At 29.7% G+C, this 20440-nt stretch carries 21 protein-coding genes; all 21 read right to left on the bottom strand.

The genetic code is table 11. The features are described 5' to 3' along the window. Window positions 1-6: 6 nt before the first annotated feature. The 21 genes from DM397_RS22300 to gmd all read right to left on the bottom strand — a co-directional run bounded on the left by DM397_RS22300 (window position 7) and on the right by gmd (window position 20435). Window positions 7-1161, bottom strand: a complete 1155-nt coding sequence (locus DM397_RS22300) for a glycosyltransferase (protein ID WP_111379837.1) — start codon at window positions 1159-1161, stop codon at window positions 7-9. Between the two features lie 10 nt (window positions 1162-1171). Continuing rightward, on the bottom strand, window positions 1172-2149 hold the full coding sequence (locus tag DM397_RS22295; RefSeq protein ID WP_111379836.1) for a glycosyltransferase family 2 protein: 978 nt from the start codon (window positions 2147-2149) through the stop codon (window positions 1172-1174). A 272-nt stretch (window positions 2150-2421) separates the two neighbouring features. Further along, the gene (locus DM397_RS22290) at window positions 2422-2619 is read right to left on the bottom strand and encodes a hypothetical protein (protein WP_111379834.1); all 198 of its coding nucleotides are present in this window, start codon (window positions 2617-2619) and stop codon (window positions 2422-2424) included. A gap of 524 nt (window positions 2620-3143) precedes the next feature. Next, window positions 3144-4070 (bottom strand): glycosyltransferase family 2 protein, encoded by a 927-nt coding sequence (locus DM397_RS22285; protein WP_239457899.1) that lies wholly within the window; start codon window positions 4068-4070, stop codon window positions 3144-3146. Window positions 4071-4151: 81 nt separating this feature from the next. Then, on the bottom strand, window positions 4152-4991 hold the full coding sequence (locus tag DM397_RS22280) for a glycosyltransferase family 2 protein (RefSeq protein WP_111379830.1): 840 nt from the start codon (window positions 4989-4991) through the stop codon (window positions 4152-4154). Window positions 4992-4995: 4 nt separating this feature from the next. Then, window positions 4996-5775, bottom strand: a complete 780-nt coding sequence (locus tag DM397_RS22275) for a glycosyltransferase family 2 protein (RefSeq protein ID WP_111379829.1) — start codon at window positions 5773-5775, stop codon at window positions 4996-4998. Between the two features lie 41 nt (window positions 5776-5816). Beyond that, window positions 5817-6701 carry a glycosyltransferase family 2 protein gene (locus tag DM397_RS22270; RefSeq protein ID WP_111379827.1) on the bottom strand — a complete coding sequence of 295 codons (885 nt, stop codon included), beginning with the start codon at window positions 6699-6701 and terminating at the stop codon, window positions 5817-5819. 62 nt (window positions 6702-6763) lie between these two features. Beyond that, complete coding sequence (locus DM397_RS22265; RefSeq protein WP_111379826.1) at window positions 6764-7771, bottom strand: glycosyltransferase; 1008 nt, start codon at window positions 7769-7771, stop codon at window positions 6764-6766. Then, window positions 7771-8592, bottom strand: a complete 822-nt coding sequence (locus DM397_RS22260) for an FkbM family methyltransferase (RefSeq protein ID WP_111379824.1) — start codon at window positions 8590-8592, stop codon at window positions 7771-7773. The genes DM397_RS22265 and DM397_RS22260 overlap by 1 nt, the downstream gene beginning before the upstream one ends. Beyond that, on the bottom strand, window positions 8552-9175 hold the full coding sequence (locus DM397_RS22255) for an acyltransferase (protein ID WP_111379822.1): 624 nt from the start codon (window positions 9173-9175) through the stop codon (window positions 8552-8554). The genes DM397_RS22260 and DM397_RS22255 overlap by 41 nt, the downstream gene beginning before the upstream one ends. Further along, the gene (locus DM397_RS24065) at window positions 9159-10415 is read right to left on the bottom strand and encodes an ABC transporter ATP-binding protein (RefSeq protein WP_239457898.1); all 1257 of its coding nucleotides are present in this window, start codon (window positions 10413-10415) and stop codon (window positions 9159-9161) included. Before DM397_RS24065 ends, DM397_RS22255 begins: the two co-directional genes overlap by 17 nt. Continuing rightward, the gene (locus DM397_RS22245; RefSeq protein WP_111379820.1) at window positions 10415-11278 is read right to left on the bottom strand and encodes an ABC transporter permease; all 864 of its coding nucleotides are present in this window, start codon (window positions 11276-11278) and stop codon (window positions 10415-10417) included. Before DM397_RS22245 ends, DM397_RS24065 begins: the two co-directional genes overlap by 1 nt. 139 nt (window positions 11279-11417) lie before the next feature. Further along, entirely contained in the window at window positions 11418-13385 is a 1968-nt protein-coding gene (locus tag DM397_RS22240; RefSeq protein WP_111379819.1) for a polysaccharide biosynthesis protein, read from the bottom strand. 84 nt (window positions 13386-13469) lie between these two features. Further along, on the bottom strand, window positions 13470-14354 hold the full coding sequence (gene rfbA, locus DM397_RS22235; RefSeq protein WP_111379817.1) for a glucose-1-phosphate thymidylyltransferase RfbA: 885 nt from the start codon (window positions 14352-14354) through the stop codon (window positions 13470-13472). Between the two features lie 56 nt (window positions 14355-14410). Then, the gene (rfbD, locus tag DM397_RS22230; protein WP_111379815.1) at window positions 14411-15256 is read right to left on the bottom strand and encodes a dTDP-4-dehydrorhamnose reductase; all 846 of its coding nucleotides are present in this window, start codon (window positions 15254-15256) and stop codon (window positions 14411-14413) included. Further along, a complete protein-coding gene (rfbC, locus tag DM397_RS22225) occupies window positions 15256-15804 on the bottom strand; it encodes a dTDP-4-dehydrorhamnose 3,5-epimerase (protein WP_111379814.1) in 549 nt (182 codons plus the stop codon). Before rfbC ends, rfbD begins: the two co-directional genes overlap by 1 nt. A gap of 28 nt (window positions 15805-15832) precedes the next feature. Beyond that, a complete protein-coding gene (locus DM397_RS22220; RefSeq protein ID WP_111379812.1) occupies window positions 15833-16954 on the bottom strand; it encodes a DegT/DnrJ/EryC1/StrS family aminotransferase in 1122 nt (373 codons plus the stop codon). Then, on the bottom strand, window positions 16947-17372 hold the full coding sequence (locus DM397_RS22215) for a cupin domain-containing protein (protein WP_111379810.1): 426 nt from the start codon (window positions 17370-17372) through the stop codon (window positions 16947-16949). Before DM397_RS22215 ends, DM397_RS22220 begins: the two co-directional genes overlap by 8 nt. Next, window positions 17369-18334, bottom strand: coding sequence for an MraY family glycosyltransferase (locus DM397_RS22210; protein WP_111379808.1), 966 nt, complete (start codon window positions 18332-18334; stop codon window positions 17369-17371). Before DM397_RS22210 ends, DM397_RS22215 begins: the two co-directional genes overlap by 4 nt. Before the next feature lie 17 nt (window positions 18335-18351). After that, the gene (locus tag DM397_RS22205; RefSeq protein ID WP_111379806.1) at window positions 18352-19284 is read right to left on the bottom strand and encodes a GDP-L-fucose synthase family protein; all 933 of its coding nucleotides are present in this window, start codon (window positions 19282-19284) and stop codon (window positions 18352-18354) included. A gap of 32 nt (window positions 19285-19316) precedes the next feature. After that, the gene (gene gmd / locus DM397_RS22200; protein WP_111379804.1) at window positions 19317-20435 is read right to left on the bottom strand and encodes a GDP-mannose 4,6-dehydratase; all 1119 of its coding nucleotides are present in this window, start codon (window positions 20433-20435) and stop codon (window positions 19317-19319) included. Window positions 20436-20440: the final 5 nt, after the last annotated feature.

The following is a 20440-nucleotide window of genomic DNA, read 5'->3' as shown; positions in this document are numbered from 1 at the left end:
TTATTATTAATTTTTATTAAAGAGGACTTTCTCATACAATTGAACAATGCTTTTTTCGAGATCCTTTCTATTATAATTTTCAGCAATAAAATTGGTATTGTACTCTTGAGCAGAAGTTCTCAACTCAATATTTTTAATTGCATTTTCAATTAATTTTGCAATTGCTAAACTATCTAAAGGTTGCTTAATTATAAAACCGTTTATGCCATTCTTTACGACTTCTTCTGTAACATTCCCTGGATTTGATTGGATAGGAAATGCTCCCATCCCCATTGATTCCAATAAAACGTTGGGCATTCCGTCAGAAATACTATTTCCAATATGGATAATACTTTTCCCCATTATTTTCAACAATTCTTCATTAGAAATAAACTTGTTTCTACCCAATATTCTAATGTCAAGAGAATTTAAAAAAGAGGATTCTTCAATTCTTTTTTTAACTTTCAAATCGGCGCTATATACAACGATTTTCAAATCCTGCAGCAAATCTGAAGAAACAAGCTCTAACGATTCAATTACTTTTATTGCTTTCCCTACACCATCTTCATAGCCTTTTATTAGTATAATGTTTCGGTCTGCGGTTTCTTTAATAAACCCTTTTTCAAAATAAATTCCTCCATTCCCTGGAAAAACTCCTAAAAAAGTATTTTTAAAACCGTTTTCGCAAGCTATTTTATAATCTCTCTTACAATCTGTTACTAGAAAATCTACTCTTTTAAAAAAAGATTCAACTTCATTTTTAGAAAGCCCAAGTTCTTGATAGGCATACATATCACTCCCCCATGAGGAATATATAAATTTAATATTATCCTTCTTTTCTAAAACATCTAATATTGGCATTCCAGCTAGCTTCATTTCAAAACAATGAATTATATCTGGTTTTATATCTTCAATTACTTTTTCAAAAACAACTTTGACATCTCGTTCTCGAATTTTTTGAATCATTTTATATAAACGAGGCATCTTACTCTTTATACCTTGTCGAAATGGAAATTTAAAGCGCTGTTTCCAGCCTTTTATCTGATAAACCCAGCTTATTCTTTCAACCTTTGAACCACCATCAGTAATATCAAACCAATATATTTCATGGCCAGAATCTTTCAATTGATTTACCCACTGAAAAAAGTGATGATTTGGTATGGCAACCATTAAAATTTTCATCAAATAATAATTATAATTTTAATAATGGCTTGAAGCGTGTATCACCACGTTTTATTAATTTAAAAACGAAATAAAAAAACTGAATTCGCAAAAATTGGATTTTTAATTTGATAGAATAAAGCAATCTTTCTTGTTTAATAAAATCGATACATTTTTGACATCCTTCATATTTTTGTTGCGCTAGTCCCATTCTAAAGAAACCTAAAGTCATTTTTAAAATACATAATCTAACAGGTTTTGAAGTAGTTAATTTTAAAACCGTTCTTTTGGCTTCAAGATAGGACTCTAATCCGTAATCAATATTGCTGTAAAATGAGTTTGTAGATGAGCTTAAACCCATTCTATAAAGAATCAAAATTTCATTTATAATTGAAATTTTCTTTGGTTCGAATAATGCTCTTGCATACAATTCATAATCTTCAAGAATATGTAAATCTTCTCTAATTGGCATGTAAGGCTGTAATGATTTTTTTTTCCACATTGGAGCAACCATCATCATAGGAAATATGCCCGAAACAAAATCTTCAAATAGATTCTGATAGCTTATATTAGGAACAGTATCCAACAAAAAATCTTTTTCATCAAATTGCTTCTCAAAATCTTTTAATTTACAAACCACTAAATCTGAATCTTTAATAGCGTTTATTTTAAGATTTAAATGATCTTGATGCATAATATCATCGCTATCAAAAAACTGTATATAACTTCCTAGAGCTTTTTCAAAGGCAAAATTTCTACAAGAGCTAGGCCCTTTTGGCATATTATTAGGCCTGACAAAAAATTTAAATCTGTTGTCTTCTTTCTGGTATCTTTTAAGAATTTCTATCGTATTATCAGTACTCCCATCATCGATGATAATACATTCCCATAAAGTATAAGTTTGATTCTTTATTGAATCTAGTGTTTCGGCAATCAAATTACCTCTATTAAAAATAGGCATGATTATGGAAATAATTGGCTCCATTATCTTATTATCTGCATTTATCATTCTAGACTTTTTTTTTATTTAGTACCAAAATGTTTTTAATTTCTCTTTCAAAATACCTTTTTTTCTTAAAGCATAATTATAAAATTGTTTACTGTAAAAAAGCTTTTTAAAGATCTTCTCCGTAAACAACTAACTAATAGAATTTTGGGGCAATTCTTTCAAATGTAGACCTTCTACAGCAGAAATATTATTACCGATATAAAGTAAAGATTTAACCACAAGTTTTAAAACCTCTTCATGTCTACGCTTATTACGAGAATAGGTTTTAATATCTAAATTTTATCTTTAACATAATTCATAACTGAACTATGAGCTCCAGAAATCACTACTTGACAATTCAGATTAGCCAAACCAATAATTTTTATTGCTTTAATAACGTTTAGACCTCTCCAAAAAATATGCTGATAGCCTTTTACTAAAATTATTTTTCTCTCTAAAATGGGTTCTTTTAAAGATTGCAATTCTTCCAATTTAAATTCTATTCCTCTAGAAATTACTCCTAAATAACTATTTTTAAATCCTAGTTCTTTGACTATTTCAAAATCTCGTTCACAATCAGCATATAGAAAATTAACTCTTTTTAAAACGTTCTAATTATAAGACTATGATTTTTAAAGTCTTAAAACAAATTATTTCACAATACGATTTTTTTTTTGAATTTATTCATCCTTTTTAAAATCGAGTAAGAACAGCCCTGCATTTCAAAACTTTTCTAAATGATTTTTTTAAGCTCATTTGCTGTTACTTCTAAATAAGGAAGAATTTTTTCGCATAAATTAAGGTTTCTTTTACTCAAAAAATATTCTCCTTTCATAGGAGACAGTTTTCTTTTTTGCTATTCACTAAATTGTCATATAGAATCAAAAGTTTCTAATTTCTCTTCTTTACAATATATTAAACCAATACAATTTATAATTTGTATCCTTTATTTCTAACCAATAAATTACATGAATCGACCGCATGGAGACTAATAAAATTTTCATACTGATATTTGTTAAACAGCCAACGAGTGCGTATAATTTAGAAACAATAATTTTAAGTAATATTTTAAGAAACGTTTCATGAATTGCAGAAATGAGGCTAAAGAACCTATTTGCATGTATTTTTTAAACAAAAAAAACCATTCTTTCAATTTTGCTTTTTGCCTTCTTTTTATAATTACTTCATAGTGTATTAAAAAATCAAGCTTTTGTTTTTTTTCAAACAAATCGAATTTTTCATTGATCAAATCTCTAAAAAAAAATAATTCAGCTATTTTTTTCTTTTCTACATTGCGATCTTGGCCAGTAATACTTAAAGTAGAAACTCGAACATAAACAATACTTGAATTTATATTAAAAATTATATTATTATCACTAAAATCAATCCAAGCAATGTCATCACTATGCCACGCTAATGGATAATTTCTAAAACCAAACTGCAGATATTGTTTTTTTGAAAAAATATGTTCTGACAAAGAACTTCTGGTTAATCCTTTATGCCTTCTATAATAAAAATTGGAAGGTTTTTCAGTTTTAGGGTGATAAAAAATTTCTGAGGTTAAATTATTAAATTCATCTATTCTGCCACTGGAAAATCTAATTACTGAGCTATTTATACTTTTAATTTCATCAATATTTTTATAAAAATCTCCTACAACATTTTTACTAAGAATATCATCGTCTCCAAGAATCATAATCCATTCTTCATTTTCAGTCAAAGCTATGCAACGGTTCCATTGCATAACCAATGAATCACTTCCTAAGTTTTTTTCAAAATATTGATACTTGAAATTAAATAATCCTTTATATTTTTCTAATAATTCATTCGGATTCTCGGAACTTGCATCATCTCCTATATAAACTGCAAATCTTTTATCTGTTTGTGCAGCTAGTGAATCTAGCGTAAACTTAAAAAAAGATAATTTAAAATATGGAATCACGATGGCAAGCATTTATTATAAAATAATCTGATTATTAATTAAAAGAGGTAAAATGTTTTACAATTTCATGAAAAGAGGCTGTTATTTTATACCTACTTTTGATTTAAAGAAATTAATTACTGTTTTAATAAAGAGCTTAAAAACAAATTTTTCGCTTTTGAGTTTATTATCAAAATCTGTTTTATTCATATTGATTACATCTGACAAATACATAAACGAACCTTTTTGCGAAACAAAAAAATCAGCATGTTTAATACTTAAGTACTCAAACAGCTTTTTTTTATCTGATGTTTTCAAATCTTGCTGCCTTGATTTCGATTTTATTCTATAATAAAATCCAGTATCGTTAATTCGTAAAGCACTGCCATTATTCTTTAGCAACGCAATCCAAAATTCCCAATCTTCTAAACCAGAAATCATATTTTCGTCATATCCGCCAATACTCTCCCAGTCTGACTTTCTATAAATTGCAGAGCAAAAAATAATATTATCTGACGAGAGTTTTTTAAGAGAAAAATCTGACAGGTTCCATGTTCCAATTTCTTCACCAAATTTTTCTGCATTACAATAAACTACTTTTAATAGTGTATTTTCTAGAAAGGCTTTAATCCCTTTTTCTGTGTAAGTATTCCCAATTCTATCATCTGCATCTAAAGGCAAAATAAATTCACCTGTGGCTTGATCTATACCTATATTTCTTGCCTGACTTACACCTCCATTTTCTTTTTCTATGTATTTAAATCGTGAATCTTTCTGAAGCCATTTATCAGCAACTTCGTGACAATTATCAGGGCTTCCATCATTTATTATTATACATTCCCAACTTTTATATTCCTGATTTAAAACCGATTCTAAGCATTCATCAAGATACTGAGCTTGATTATAACATGGAACGATTATGGAAATTAATGGATTCTTCATTAATTTAAAATTTGCTTAACAACCCTAATTTAATTAGCAATTGTATTTTTTTAGATTTTTTTAGATTTGATACTACATCTTCAAATTCCTTCAAATGTATCATATCTTGTATATATGCAGAAAAACCAGATTCTAAAACAAACTGTTTTTCAGAAAAAATTACGCTTTTATTTTCCATATCTGAACTAAGTCCATCCAAATAAAAGGTCGATAATGTTTCATCAACTTTTAGATAAGAACAATTATTTTTACAAATATTTTCAATAAAAAACTTCCAATCTGACACAATTTTTAAACTTTCATCATAAAGACCTTTTTCTTCAAATAAATATCTTCGTATAAATGTAGCCGGATGAGGTAATGTATCATTATACAAATACGAAAACGATAATTTTTCAGGGTATTTACGGATTATTGACTTTGAGTCATCAATTATATTTAGATTAAAATAAATGAAATCTTTTGCTTTAATAAAACTATGATTTTTGTCAAGCGCTGTATTATCAAAAAAATGATCTCCACTATTTAAGAATATTACATAGTCCCCTTTTGCTTTCACTATTCCTTTGTTCATTGCATTATAGATACCTTTGTCAGGTTCGCTAACCCAATAATCAATATATTTAGTTTGGCTTTCTATATATCCAACACTACCATCTGTAGAACCACCATCGATAACAATATATTCAAAATCTTTCCAAGTTTGATTGACTACACTTTCTACAGTTCTTTTTAAACCACCGAGATTGTTATAATTGATTGTTATGATAGTTATTTTAGGCATTTATTATAAATCTTAAGTTTTTTTGAAAAGGAAATGACATTTTATAACATCGATTTTATAATATCAATCTCTCTTGCGGTATATTCCTTATATTTTTTGCTTTTAATCTTTCTTAGGAAATGAGTTCTTGTAAGCTGTTTTCCATATATTAATTTTAAAACGCGAAAAACTACTCTTTCTCCTAAGCTAAAACTAAAATTCTCATTTATTATATACTCATATAAGTTCGCATATCTGTTATTATAAAGCTTATAAATTTTCAATAACTCTTCTTGTCTTTTTCTTCCGCCAACACCACTTTTATGTTCTTCATGAATGCGATATAACGAAATGGACTTGTGTAAAGGATAAAAAGAAATATTATTTTGTTTGGCACGAAGAAACCATTCCCAATCAAAACCAAAATTAAGATCAATATTCAAAATTCCCGTTTCGAACCACACTTTCCTACTCCAAAAAGAAGATGGTTGAATGATAGTATCTGCCAATTCTAACGGAATGGAATTGAAAGAAGCCGCTACATTGCTACCTCGTGCAACCAAAATGCCATTATTTTTTTCTTCAAAATGGAGACAATTTCCAAAATAAATCCCATCTCCTTTTTCATTATATTGGGTTGCAATAAAATTCAAAATATTTGGCATTAAAACATCATCACTATTCAGCCACATTAAAATTTCACCAGTTGCTCTGTTAAAACCTTTATTTATTGCATCTGCCTGTCCTTTGTCTTTTTCAGAAACCCAATAAGTTAGTTCTTTCTCGTATTTTTTGATTATTTCAACTGAATTATCTGTACTTGCCGCATCATAAATCAAATATTCTAAATTAGGATAACGCTGTCCTAAAACAGATAAAATAGTATCCTCAAGATATTGACCTTGATTGTAAGATGGTGTTACTATTGATATTTTGGGATAATTCATTTTTAAATTATGATATATATATTTAATTATAATGCTATGAACTTGAAATTTCAATTATTTACTTAAAATACTTTTTTCACAAGTTTAATAAAGAAAGGTGGTATGATATTATATATTAAAACTTTTAAGACACTCTTTTTTTTAACTACTACTTTTACTTCTTCTTTAGAGTAAAAGCATTTAATTTCTGAAAAATAATCGATTTTGTTTTGAATTAATTTATTATGGTATTGGCTATATAATTCATAAACTTCTTTCGACAATGTAACAGAATTGTATCTATCATAATGTTTAGAAAATACTTCTGGTTTTGTATAGTTATATGAGCTAAAATGATAAAATACTAATTTAGAATTATCATTCATTATATATTCATCATTAATCTTAACTATTAAGTTTCTTTCATGTAGATTCCATGGCGCGACATTAAAACCATATTCATCTAAAACCTTAACCTTATTAAAAAAAATTGGCACCAAATTAATCCATAATTGATCTACAAATAACCCATTAGAAACTTGGCTAAAACCAATTTTTAATGTTTTATCTTCCCACCAATCAAGTAAATCCCTCGCATTTTGGCTTTTCGGATTCAGGGCTAAGAATCCTAAATTATATATCCCGTAATTTAAAAATGAACTTTCTGCCGGAGAAAAATCATCTACACCTATTGGATTTAGAATATGAGGTGTTAATAAAATATCATATTCTTTTAAATATTTTTCTAATAAACTTAACTTATTGAAAATTTGAATATCTGGATCAAAATAAATGATTGTTTCAAGATTTTCATATTTACTGATTAAATACTTAAAAAACGAAGCTTTAATTGAGGTGTTTAATTCTACAATATCATATTTTTTTATTATTTCATCAAAACAATAAATACCAAATTGAGAAGCGGGAATAATTTCTATATTCTCCAAAAAAGAGTAGTCAATATCTTCTGAAAATTCATCGCATAAACCAATTATAAATTTGTAATCTGAATTTTTTTCTAACAATGAATATTCCAATATCTTAGCTTGTGCCAGATAGTTATTTGAACAAATAGTAAATGCAATTTTCATTATAGTCTATATCCAAATATATTTAATTGCAAATCAAAATAAGATCCTCTTTTTTCTTTATATGGATTTTTCATATTTTCCCAAGCTTCTTTTATGTATACTTTGAAACCAGCATTTTTTAATATTATTAACAATTCACCTATCATCTGAGGATTTTCGGCAAAACTATGATATTCGACAAAAATATTTTCCACGTTTTTTAATGAATCACAACAATCTTTCAAGATCTCATATTCCGGGCCTTCAATGTCAATTTTTAAGAAATCAATTTTTTCATGTAAAAAATCTTTTAAACGCACAGTTTCTATCCCGATTGTATTCTCTGCTTTTTCCTCAACTATGTGGCCTCCTAAAGAACCTCTTTTAGAAAAAACCAAAGGTTCGTCGTTAATCCAAACTGCCTTTTGATAAAGTTTTACGTCATTAATATTAAACTGATTTAAATTATATTCAGAAATACTAAAGATATCATTATCAGGTTCAAACGCAATTATTTCAGATTCTGGAAAAAGCCTTTTAAAGTAAATAATACTTAATCCAATATTCGAACCGCAGTCTATAATTTTAGGTTTATTGTTATTGGCAGTAAATTTATAAACCTCTTCTATAAATAGCTCATTAAGACTATGTAAATACCAAAATGAATCCGTAATCTTTATTTCTTTACCAAATAATATCGATGTATTCTTTATAGATCCCTTTTTCAATTCAGAAAACTCATTGTACGAAAGACCCAAAAATTTATATTTTCTAAATTCAAGAATTTTTTTTATTCTCTTTTTAATTAATTTCATTTTTCCAAGATCTACTATTAAAATCATAAGTTTTTATTAATCTTGCCGGAGATCCCGCGATCATAGAATAATCAGGAAAAGATTTAGTTACTACTGAATGTGCTCCAACAACACAATTCTTACCTAGTTTAACTCCTGATAATATAGTTACTCTATAACCAATAAAAGTATTTTTTCCTATTTCAATTTTCCCTTTTGACAAAAGAGGCTGATCCTTTAGTGGCAAATCTATAGTAGGATCAAAATCGTGATAATGATCTGATAAGTATACATATTCACTAATTAAACATCCGTCATTAATTAATATTTCATCTATTGCAGTAATACATGCATAATTACCAATCCTTACATTATTTGAAATAATTATTCTAGGACTAAATGATTGATTTAAATACTTATCAAATGCCGCAAGCCACGCGGTATGTCCTATACTTGAATTATCTTTTATTTCTATATATTCTGCCCCATCCAAAATTTTAGGTTTTTCAAAAAAAGAATTTATGCCTACTTTAATTCCTAAAGAGTTATTTTGATTATAATATTTAGGCTCAATTTTCTGAAAAAATGTTGACAAGTAGTTAACCATTTTTCTTTTAAGAAAGTTCATCATATCTAAAAGATGTTTTTAAATTTAACTCTCCTCTCCATTTCCTATCAAGCACAGATTCAAATTTATTTTTAACAATTAAATTTGTTTCTGACACCCATTGATCTATTATAGTATTATTACTTACCAATGCAATATCAATTTCATACTTTCCATCTATAACTGGCAAGATTAACTCAAACTTAAAAACTTGATTTCCTTTTTTTATGTCAAAATAATCTCCTTCATAATCACGACTATTGCATCCGAGCATAATTTTTCCTTCAAAATTCCTGATAACAAGCCCTAATTCACAATTACTAAAATCCTCATTTGAATTAAATTCAAAACAAATACTTTCTTTTTCATCAGAAGAAATACTAAATAAATTAGAATCTCCAATAAACCATCTTGTAAAAAAACCTGATGAATCATTATTGATTTCGGTTCTTTTTCCATCATTAGCGAGTTGATCTTCATTGAAATACTCATCTATAACAGCATCTATACTTCCTTCAAAAACAACTTTTCCGTTCTCCATCACAATTCCCTTAGTACACAATTGCTTAACTGCAGCCATATTATGACTGACAAACAAAACGGTTCGTCCACCTTCACGGGATATGTCTTGCATCTTTCCAATAGCTTTTTTCTGAAATTCAGCATCTCCAACCGCCAAAACCTCATCTATCACCAAAATTTCTGGTTCTAAAAAAGCAGCAACCGCAAATGCTAAACGAACTGTCATTCCAGAACTATATCTTTTTACAGGAGTGTCAATATAACGCTCACAACCTGAAAATTCAATAATTTCATCTAGCTTTGATGTAATTTCTTTTTTGGTCATTCCTAAAATGGCTCCATTAAGAAAAATATTTTCTCTTCCGGTCATTTCACCATTAAAACCTGTACCCACTTCGAGCAATGAAGCTATACGTCCTCGAGATTTTATACTACCAGTGGTTGGAGCGGTTACTTTAGAAAGAATTTTTAAAAGTGTCGATTTTCCAGCACCATTTTTTCCGATAATACCTAAAACTTCTCCTCTTTCAACTTCAAAATTAATGTCCTGTAAAGCCCAAACATAATCAGAGGTTCCTTTTGTTGAACGATCATTTGTTTCTCCAATTTTCAAATATGGATTTTCCTTTCCTCTAATTTTATGCCACCAACGGTTTAGATCATGACTTAAAGTTCCAGTTCCAACTTCTCCCAAACGATATTGCTTCGAAATATTTTCGGCTTTTAAAATAATATCTTTCATTATACTGTATCTATAAAGCTTTTCTCTGTTCTATTAAAAACCAATAACCCAACAAAGAAAACAGTTAATGTAATTATTGCTGTATATAACAACCCTAAAATTGATATACTCCCGATATTTAAAAGCATATAGCGAGAAGTTTCTATTACGTAAGCTAAAGGATTGTACTCCACAATCCAACCAAATTTTGGAAGTTTTTCTTTTATTAATTCCATCGGATACATTACTGCAGATATGTACATTAGCAATTGCACGCCAAATCCAATCAAATTATTTAAATCCCTATATTTTGTAACCATTGAAGAAATCATCATTCCCAAACCAAGTCCCAAAATTCCCATAAACATTATTAAGACTGGAAAAAACAATAATGATATATTTAGGCTTAAATCTGCTCCCTTCCAGAAAAAGAAAATGTAAAAGACTACAAATATGCAAAATTGAATTCCGAATTTGACCAAATTTGAAATAACTATAGATAAAGGAGTTATGATTCGTGGAAAATAAACCTTCCCAAATATTCCTGCATTAGATTTAAATGTATCTGAAGTTCCATTTAAACAAGCAGTAAAATAATTCCAAACCATAATTCCAGCAAGATTAAATAAAAATGGAGGAATAGAACCTGTCTTAATTCCTGCAACATTGTTAAATATAATGGTAAAGGTTATAGAGGTAAATAAGGGCTGAATAAGATACCAAAGTGGTCCTAAAACCGTCTGCTTATAAACTGTAATTATGTCTCTTTTTACAAAGAGCATTAATAAATCTCTATACTGCCAAATCTCCTTAAAATTCAGCGAGAAAAATTTATTCTTAGGTGTTATTTCAAACAGCCAATCATTTGTGTTTTTAGAATCCATTTAAAAGAACCAAAAAAAATCTAGTTTCAAAAATTTAACAAGATTTTTAACATTTTACAATTTGTTTAAAAATGCCAAAAGGTGTTTTTAAAAAACACCTTTTGAACTATATTTTTGAATAAAAATATTATAAAGCTAGCTATTTGTCTAAAACTTCAAAAGCAGAATTCATGCTTTTAAATTCTGGAACTATTTTTTTCATTTTAGCCACAATATCATCATTTTCATAAAAATCAGCAATGCCAATTAATTCGTCAACGTCGTTATGGAGAGTTTCATATTCGTCTTGAATTTCTTGTGCAATCATAATCTTATTATGATATGTTGGGAGAGTCTTTGAAGTATCATTTAATAATTCTTCGTAAAGCTTTTCTCCTGGTCTTAAACCAACAATTTTAATTTTAATTTCTTTATCAGGTATGAAACCTGCCAACTTAATCATTTTGCGGGCTAAATCTATAATTCTAACTGGTTTACCCATATCAAAAATATAGATTTCACCACCATTACCCATAGCACCAGCTTCTAACACAAGCTGACAAGCCTCTGGAATTGTCATGAAATAACGAATAATATCTTGATGTGTAATGGTTACTGGTCCCCCATCTGCAATCTGTTTGGTAAATAATGGTACAACTGATCCATTTGAACCTAAAACATTACCAAAACGAGTTGTGATGAATTTTGTTCCCCCTTCAACATTTTCTCTTTGATTTTTTAAGAATAAGGACTGAACGTATTTTTCTGCAATGCGTTTACTTGCCCCCATTACGTTACTCGGATTCACAGCCTTATCAGTAGAAACCATTACAAATTTCTTTACATGATATTTGCAAGCTAGATCTGCAAGGTTTTTAGTCCCTTTAATATTAGTTTGAATTGCTTGAGAAGGATTTTCTTCCATCAAAGGCACATGCTTATAAGCTGCTGCATGAAAAACAACATGAGGATTGTAGTTTTTAAAAACTTTCTCCAATGCTTTTTTACTTCGTACATCTGCAATTACAGCCACAATATTAGTACCCACATTCATAGCTTGAGTTTCTAAACACAAGTTATGGAGTGGTGTCTCAGCATGATCTAAGACAATCAAATTTTTGGGATTAAAGTTTAGAACTTGCCTTACAATTTCACTTCCAATTGAACCTGCTGCCCCTGTAATCAGAATTGTTTTATCTTTGAGCTGTTTCGAAATAGACCTACTGTCAAGAACTATAGGCTTTCTTTCTAATAGATCTTCAATTTGAATATTTTTGACTTTCTGAGAAATTTCTTTTTGGTTTTCCCAGTCAGAAATTAACGGAACCGTATATACTCTGTAATTAAACTCTAAACATTGATCGACAATAATAAGCTGTTCATCTTTTGTCAAACTTTTATCAGCAATAATCACCCCTTCCGCTGCAACAGATCGCATTAAAGCTGGAAGCTTTTTTCTTAAAATTAAGATAGGGAGATCCAGCATACGCTTAGATGCATTCTGATTATTCTTATCGACAAATCCAACAATTTTAAATCGAGAAGGTGTTTCAAATTTTAAAGCGTTTGCAACAGAAATTGCATTTGCGTCTGTACCGTAAATAACTGTTCTTACAAGTTTGGTCGTGGCTTTTTCTGAAAAATACATTTCAAAAGTTTGTTTTACTACTACACGATATAAAAATAGTCCGCAGAATGACAAAACCAGATTGATAAAGAGTGCTGTATTTAAAAAAGCTTTATGCCCTGTGTATAATTCAAATACTAAATTTATAAATAAGAAAAATACTAGCACAGACATCTGCGAAAACAACAATTTTATTGCATCTATATAAGAGGAGTGTCTAATAATCCCTGAATAGGTCCTAAACAGCCAGAAAAAAAATATATTGACAATAATTAACCCCGCAACAAAGTAAAAATTATGAGAAGTAATAAGATATCCAATTGCTGTTCCTTCAAAAAGCAAATAGGTAAGACAAAAGGAAAAAACCAAAACCATTACATCTATTCCAACAATAATCCACCTAGGCAAATAACTTAGATTATTAATATTTGCACGAAGATTTCTTGGTGAGAAAGTGTTATATAATAAAGAGGTTATATTATTTGGTTTGTCTGTATTCAATTGAGTTTTTTTTAAGTACCTGTAATTAGAACTTTGTACAAAAATACAAATTAAAGGTTTTAAATAATTAGTTAAAGGTACAAATTAAATTTTAACACTTTTTTTCTTTTGTTTTAGAAACTCGATCAAATACGTTCCATACCCAGATTTTAATAGTGGTTGCGCTAATGCCTCAAGTTGTTCGTCATTAATAAACCCTTGTCTCCACGCAATTTCTTCGATACAGCCCACCTTTAGACCTTGCCTTTCCTCAATAACCTGAACAAATTGCCCTGCTTGCATTAAGCTATTAAATGTTCCTGTGTCTAGCCACGCAGTTCCTCTACTTAATATCCCAACTTTTAACTGTCCTTTCTCCAGATAAACTTTATTAACATCAGTTATTTCATATTCACCACGAGCACTTGGTTTTATATTTTTAGCAATTTCTACAACAGAATTATCATAGAAATACAGTCCTGGAACTGCATAATTTGACTTCGGTTCGACAGGTTTTTCTTCTATAGAAATGGCCTTTTTATTTTCATCAAATTCAACCACACCATATCTTTCGGGATCTGCAACGTGATAAGCAAATACAACTCCACCATCCGGATTAGCATTATCCTTTAAAAGCTGTTGCATATTTGTTCCAAAAAAGATATTATCTCCTAACACCAATGCCACTTTATCTTTTCCGATAAAATCTTCTCCAATTACAAAAGCCTGAGCCAAACCATTTGGATCTGGTTGTTCTGCATAACTAAATTTGCAACCTATTGTACTTCCATCACCTAAAAGTTTCTTGAAATGAGGCAAATCATGAGGTGTTGAAATTATCAAAATTTCATTAATACCAGCCATCATAAGTGTTGACAATGGATAGTATATCATAGGTTTATCATATACCGGCATTAACTGTTTACTAACCGCTAAAGTTAATGGATGTAATCTTGTGCCAGAGCCTCCAGCTAATATAATCCCTTTCATAAATTTTAGTTTTTAAAACTCCAAGTTCGACCAACATGCAAAACTCAAACTTTATTTTATTCAAATATTTTTTTTAAACTTTCTTTATAACATGGAACTTCCAAATTATAAATCACCTTTATTTTCTTTTTATCTAGCAATGAAAAATTTGGTCTTTTTGCTGGGGTTGGATAAGACGAAGATGGGATACCATTTACCTTGCAATTATACCCCCCTAACTCTTTAATACCCAAAGCAAATTCATGCCAGCTTATTTCTCCTTCATTAGAATAATTATATATTCCTGAAATCCAATTTTGCGAATTAACAATATCGATCATTACCTGCGCTAGATCAGCTGCATAAGTTGGTGAGCCAACCTGATCGTTCACAACGCTTATCTCTTCTCTCTCTTGCATTAAGCGTTGCATAGTTTTAACAAAATTGTTTCCAAATTTACTATAAACCCAAGAAGTTCTAATAATAATCGCGTCTGGATTTTGCTTCATGCATACAATCTCTCCTGCCAATTTACTTTCACCATACACATTTATAGGGTTTGTTAATGCTTCTTCATCTAATGCGGAAGAAGAATTACCATCAAAAACGTAATCTGTAGAAATATGGATTAATTTAATATTATTTTTTGCAGCATATTTTGCAATTATTTCTACCGCCAAAGAATTTATTGTAAAAGCCAAATCTTTTTCTGTTTCAGCTTTATCAACCGCGGTGTAAGCACCACAATTCAAAATCACATCTGCCTTAATTTCATTTAACTGAATAGGCAAAAGATCTAGATTGTCTAATGTGATTTTTGTTCTATCTGCAAAAATCCATTCATATTCTGGATATTTTGATGATAAAACTGAAAGTTCTGATCCTAATTGCCCATTTGCGCCCGTTACAAGAATTTTTTTCATTAAAATAAGCTATTACAGTTTTCAATAAATGGCAAAATCTGATCTTTATCAGAAACGATTGCATCGTTCAAATCCATTCCCCAATCAATATTTAAAGAAGGATCATCATATTTGATTCCACCTTCAGAAGCTTTATTATAAAATTGATCACATTTGTACATTACTGATGCTGTTTCACTGATCACTGAAAATCCATGCGCAAAACCTTGAGGAACCAACAATTGCTTTTTGTTTTCTGCTGAAAGTAAAATACTAAATGATTTTCCATAAGTAGGAGAATCTTTTCTTAAATCTACAGCAACATCAATAATTTCACCTTCTAAAACACGCACTAATTTCGTTTGTGCAAAAGGAGGATTTTGATAGTGTAATCCTCTTAAAGTTCCATATTTGGAAAACGATTGGTTGTCTTGAACAAAATCAATATCAATTCCTAAATCTTCAAATTTGGTTTTACTATAAGACTCAAAAAAATAACCTCTTTCATCGCCAAAAACTGCTGGCTCAATAATAACTAAATCTTTAATGTACGTTTCTTCAACTTTCATATAAATTAGGCAAGTGTTTTTATTTTAATTAATTAAAAAAAGTGTTGATTACTTTTTCTATTCTTTTTTTATCTTCATTTGTAAGATTTGTTCCAGAAGGCAGACATAATCCATTTTCAAATAGCTTTTCTGACACTTTATTGCCATAATATGGATAACTATCAAAAATTGGTTGCTGATGCATTGGTTTCCAAAGAGGACGCGTCTCAATGTTTGCTTCTTCAAAGGCTTGCAATAAATCATTCTTAACTTCGCTCGATTTTAGCAAAATCGTGTTCAGCCAATAATTTGAAAAATAATCTTCATTTTTTGTCTCAAAAAGTTCGACTTCTTCAATAGTCGAAAAAAGTTCTCGATAAAATAAATGATTATTTCTTCTTGAATCTATTTTTTCTTTGAGCATTTTTATTTGTCCTAATCCAATACCAGCACAAATATTACTCATTCTGTAATTATATCCAATTTCACTATGCTGATAATGAATAGCAGTATCTTTTGCTTGGGTTGCATAAAAAATGGCTTTGTCCTTTACTTCTTTTGAATTAGATATTAAAGCACCGCCACTTGATGTTGTAATTATTTTATTTCCATTAAATGACAATATTCCAAATTCGCCAAAAGTACCACAATTTTTCCCCTTATAACAACTCCCTAATGCTTCGGCACTATCTTCAATAACCGGAATTCCATAGCGATCAGCTATAGCATGAACATCATCTACTTTATATGGCATACCATACAAATGAACTGCAATTATTGCCTTTGGTTTATTACCTCTTTTAATTCGGTCTTTTATCGCTATTTCAAGATTATCAGGACATATATTCCAAGTTTCAGGTTCACTATCAACAAAAATCGGAGTTGCACCTTGATATAATATCGGATTAGCAGATGCTGAAAATGTCAAACTTTGGCAAATAACCTCATCTCCTTGTTTCACTCCCAATAAAATGAGTGACAAATGAATCGCTGATGTTCCAGAGTTTAACGCCGCAACAAATAAATCTTCTCCAAAATAATTCTGAAGTTCAACTTCAAAATCATTTACATTTGGTCCTCCCGAGGTAATCCAGTTAGATTGCAATGCTTTCTCAATATATTCTATTTCAAAACCACTTTGCAACGATAAGGATAAATAAATTCTATCCATTTAAATTCCAATAATCAGAAGGGTATCGCGCATCATCTTCTTTTACATTTGATAATGGTAAAGTAGAAAATGATATTAATTTTGAATCTTTTTCTAATGATTCTACTGCATTTGCATAACCTGCAGGAATATGAACAATTTTACTGTCAAATTCAGAGACTTCTACTGTTTCAATAGTCAAATCTTTTGAAGGGTTTTCCCAATTGTCAATTTTGACAAAATGGATTTTAAAAGATCCACTTACACAATAAAAATTCTTTGAATCTAATTTATGTCCCTGCCAAGCACGGATAGGGTTTTCTTCTGAATTTGTAATGATGTAAAATCTTTCAATGTCACTAAAACTAAAATCATTAACATATGAAATAGTTCCTCGGTGATCAGAAAAATTTCCTCCCTGAATTACTTCTGGACTCATACTTGCAATTTTAAGTTGCTTTTATTTATTAAATAAAATTTAAAAGAATACACTAAAAGCAATGGAACAATTATAATTGCGAATAGTATATAATCACTTATTTTTTGATAAAGTGATATTACTAAAATAGAAACTCCAATTTGTGCCAATGCATAATATAGCGAAACTAATCTATGCTGTATTTTGTATTCATTGCTAAGAATTTGATATAAATGTAAACGATGTGCTTCGAATATATTTTGTTTTAAATATAGTCTATGTAAAATAGTACAAACTGCATCAACACCGTAAACAGCTAAAAACAAAAGCCAAATAACCGAGTTTGTACTTAAAATTAATTTTAAAACTAGATAAATAATCCAAAATGCAATTGCAATACTACCAACATCACCCGCAAAACATTTAGCCTTTTTTCTATAATTAAAAAACAGAAAGACCAAACTTGCAATCATTCCATATTTTATGAAACTGCCATCTGTAAACAGTTGAATTTTGGTATTAACATATAATAAAGATCCAAGTACAGTCAAAGTATAAAGTCCTGTTATTCCATTAATACCGTCCATGAAATTGTAAGCGTTTATTAAGCCAATCGCTAGTATATATGATATAGCTACTCCCCAGATTGGCATGAGAGTAAACAGATTGAGATCTAAGAAAATCAATGTAATTGCAAGAAAATGAATAGAAATTCTAATTTTATTCGAAAGACTTTGAATATCATCCCAAAAACTAACCAAACTAACCAATGTTATTCCCGTAAAGAAAAAATAATTGCTTTCAATATTCTGAAAAAAATAAAGCAAAGCTGAAAACCAAAAAATTATACCACCTCCTCGAAGTGTTATTTCTGTATGTGAACTTCTTTGATTTGGTTTGTCAATAATGTTAAAACGATCTGCTACCTTGAAATAAATTAGCATTAAAATCATCAAAATTAACAACAGCACTGTGTATTGCATTCTTATCTATTTAAATTTTATTCCCAATTAGAATCTTTTATTTCATCATATACTTTTTGAATTCCTTCTTCCAAAGTTGTTTTTGCTTTCCAACCAAAACTATTCAATTTAGAAACATCCATCAATTTACGTGGAGTTCCGTCAGGTTTAGAAGTATCTGTCAAAATTTCTCCCTTATACCCTACAACTTTTTTCACTAAAATTGCTAAATCTAAAATCGAAATATCTTCGCCAACACCAATATTCACTAAACCTGAATCATTATAGCTTTCCATTAAGAACAAACAAGCTTCTGCTAAATCATCTGCATGTAAAAATTCTCTTTTAGGACTTCCTGTTCCCCAGATAGTAACTGATGTATCTCCATTACGTTTAGCTGTAATAAATTTTCTAAGCATAGCTGGAAGAACATGTGAATTATTTAGATCATAGTTATCATTAGGACCATACAAATTAGTTGGCATCACTGAAATGAAATTACATCCAAATTGGTCTCTATAAGCATCACACATTTTAATCCCCGCAATCTTAGCAATTGCGTAAGGTTCATTTGTTGGCTCTAATTCACCTGTAAGCATATATTCTTCCTTTAATGGCTGAGGAGCCATTTTCGGATAAATACAAGAAGATCCAAGAAACATCAGTTTCTTAACATTATTTACATATGATTGATGAATCACATTATTTTGAATCATTAGATTTTCGTAAATGAAATCTCCTTTATAAATATTATTTGCAATGATACCTCCAACTTTTGCTGCAGCTAAAAAAACGTAATCTGGTTTTTCTTGCTGAAAAAAATCGGCAACAGCTTGCTGATCCTTTAAGTCAAGTTCTGAAGATGTTCGCAAAATAAAATTTGTAAATCCTCTAGATTTCAACTGTCTTAAAATAGCCGAGCCCACCATTCCACGGTGTCCAGCTACATATATTTTATCATTTAACTCCATGTGATAATTATAATATTAACAATCGATTTACATTAATATTTAGTAATAGACCTTGCTTCGCTTAACATCTTTTCTCTTTGAACATACGCAAGATCAGACGCCATCATTTCTTTTACTAGTCCACCTAAATCATACTTTGGTTCCCAACCTAACTTTGTTCTTGATTTTGTTGGATCTCCGATAAGCAAATCAACTTCTGTTGGACGGAAATATTGTGGATCGACAGCAATAATTTGTTTACCCAATTCTATCTGATAGGCAGGATTACTACATGAGGCTACATACCCTTTTTCATTTACTCCTTCACCTCTAAATTCAATTTCTATACCTACTTCTAAAAATGCCATTTTTACAAAATCACGTACATAAGTGGTTTCTCCCATAGCAATTACATAATCTTCAGGAACATCCTGCTGCAAGATTCTCCACATTGCTTCTACATAATCCTTTGCATGTCCCCAATCACGTTGAGCGTCTAAATTTCCCAAGTACAAACAATCTTGTTGTCCTAAAGCAATTGCTGCGGTAGCCATAGTAATTTTACGTGTCACAAAAGTTTCTCCTCTACGAGGCGATTCATGATTAAACAAAATTCCATTACATGCGTACATATTATAAGCTTCACGATAATTTTTTGTAATCCAGAAACCATAAATTTTTGCTACTCCATAAGGTGAGCGTGGATAAAAAGGTGAATTTTCATCATATAATCCTTTTTCATTTTTATTTTCTGCTAATCCGCCATATAATTCGGATGTTGATGCCTGATATATACGGGTTTTCTTTTCCATTCCTAGAATGCGAACTGCTTCTAAAATCCTTAATGTACCAATACCGTCAACATTTGCAACATATTCAGGAGAGTCAAAAGAAACCTTTACATGGCTCATTGCTCCTAAGTTATAGATTTCATCAGGCTGTACTTCCTGAATAATTCGAATGATATTTGTAGAATCCGTTAAATCTCCATAATGCAACTTAAAATTCACATGAACTTCATGCTGATCTTGATAGATATGATCGATACGTTGTGTATTGAAGGAAGAAGCTCTTCTTTTAACACCATGAACCATATAACCTTTCTCTAATAATAATTCTGCCAAGTATGAACCATCTTGTCCAGTTATACCTGTTATAAGTGCTATTTTCATAATAT

Source organism: Flavobacterium nitrogenifigens, assembly GCF_003254565.1.
GTDB lineage: Bacteria > Bacteroidota > Bacteroidia > Flavobacteriales > Flavobacteriaceae > Flavobacterium > Flavobacterium nitrogenifigens.
The sequence above is the reverse complement of the archived record's forward strand: the minus strand, read 5'-3'. Positions and strand labels throughout refer to the sequence as shown.

What these genes read in the sequence shown, in the direction of transcription:
- DM397_RS22300 (WP_111379837.1), bottom strand. Translation starts at nt 1,161, where the DNA reads ATGAAAATTTTAATGGTTGCCATACCAAATCATCACTTTTTTCAGTGG.
- DM397_RS22295 (WP_111379836.1), bottom strand. Translation starts at nt 2,149, where the DNA reads ATGATAAATGCAGATAATAAGATAATGGAGCCAATTATTTCCATAATC.
- DM397_RS22280 (WP_111379830.1), bottom strand. Translation starts at nt 4,991, where the DNA reads ATGAAGAATCCATTAATTTCCATAATCGTTCCATGTTATAATCAAGCT.
- DM397_RS22275 (WP_111379829.1), bottom strand. Translation starts at nt 5,775, where the DNA reads ATGCCTAAAATAACTATCATAACAATCAATTATAACAATCTCGGTGGT.
- DM397_RS22270 (WP_111379827.1), bottom strand. Translation starts at nt 6,701, where the DNA reads ATGAATTATCCCAAAATATCAATAGTAACACCATCTTACAATCAAGGT.
- DM397_RS22265 (WP_111379826.1), bottom strand. Translation starts at nt 7,771, where the DNA reads ATGAAAATTGCATTTACTATTTGTTCAAATAACTATCTGGCACAAGCT.
- DM397_RS22260 (WP_111379824.1), bottom strand. Translation starts at nt 8,592, where the DNA reads ATGATTTTAATAGTAGATCTTGGAAAAATGAAATTAATTAAAAAGAGA.
- DM397_RS22255 (WP_111379822.1), bottom strand. Translation starts at nt 9,175, where the DNA reads ATGATGAACTTTCTTAAAAGAAAAATGGTTAACTACTTGTCAACATTT.
- DM397_RS24065 (WP_239457898.1), bottom strand. Translation starts at nt 10,415, where the DNA reads ATGAAAGATATTATTTTAAAAGCCGAAAATATTTCGAAGCAATATCGT.
- DM397_RS22245 (WP_111379820.1), bottom strand. Translation starts at nt 11,278, where the DNA reads ATGGATTCTAAAAACACAAATGATTGGCTGTTTGAAATAACACCTAAG.
- rfbA (WP_111379817.1), bottom strand. Translation starts at nt 14,354, where the DNA reads ATGAAAGGGATTATATTAGCTGGAGGCTCTGGCACAAGATTACATCCA.
- rfbD (WP_111379815.1), bottom strand. Translation starts at nt 15,256, where the DNA reads ATGAAAAAAATTCTTGTAACGGGCGCAAATGGGCAATTAGGATCAGAA.
- rfbC (WP_111379814.1), bottom strand. Translation starts at nt 15,804, where the DNA reads ATGAAAGTTGAAGAAACGTACATTAAAGATTTAGTTATTATTGAGCCA.
- DM397_RS22220 (WP_111379812.1), bottom strand. Translation starts at nt 16,954, where the DNA reads ATGGATAGAATTTATTTATCCTTATCGTTGCAAAGTGGTTTTGAAATA.
- DM397_RS22215 (WP_111379810.1), bottom strand. Translation starts at nt 17,372, where the DNA reads ATGAGTCCAGAAGTAATTCAGGGAGGAAATTTTTCTGATCACCGAGGA.
- DM397_RS22210 (WP_111379808.1), bottom strand. Translation starts at nt 18,334, where the DNA reads ATGCAATACACAGTGCTGTTGTTAATTTTGATGATTTTAATGCTAATT.
- DM397_RS22205 (WP_111379806.1), bottom strand. Translation starts at nt 19,284, where the DNA reads ATGGAGTTAAATGATAAAATATATGTAGCTGGACACCGTGGAATGGTG.
- gmd (WP_111379804.1), bottom strand. Translation starts at nt 20,435, where the DNA reads ATGAAAATAGCACTTATAACAGGTATAACTGGACAAGATGGTTCATAC.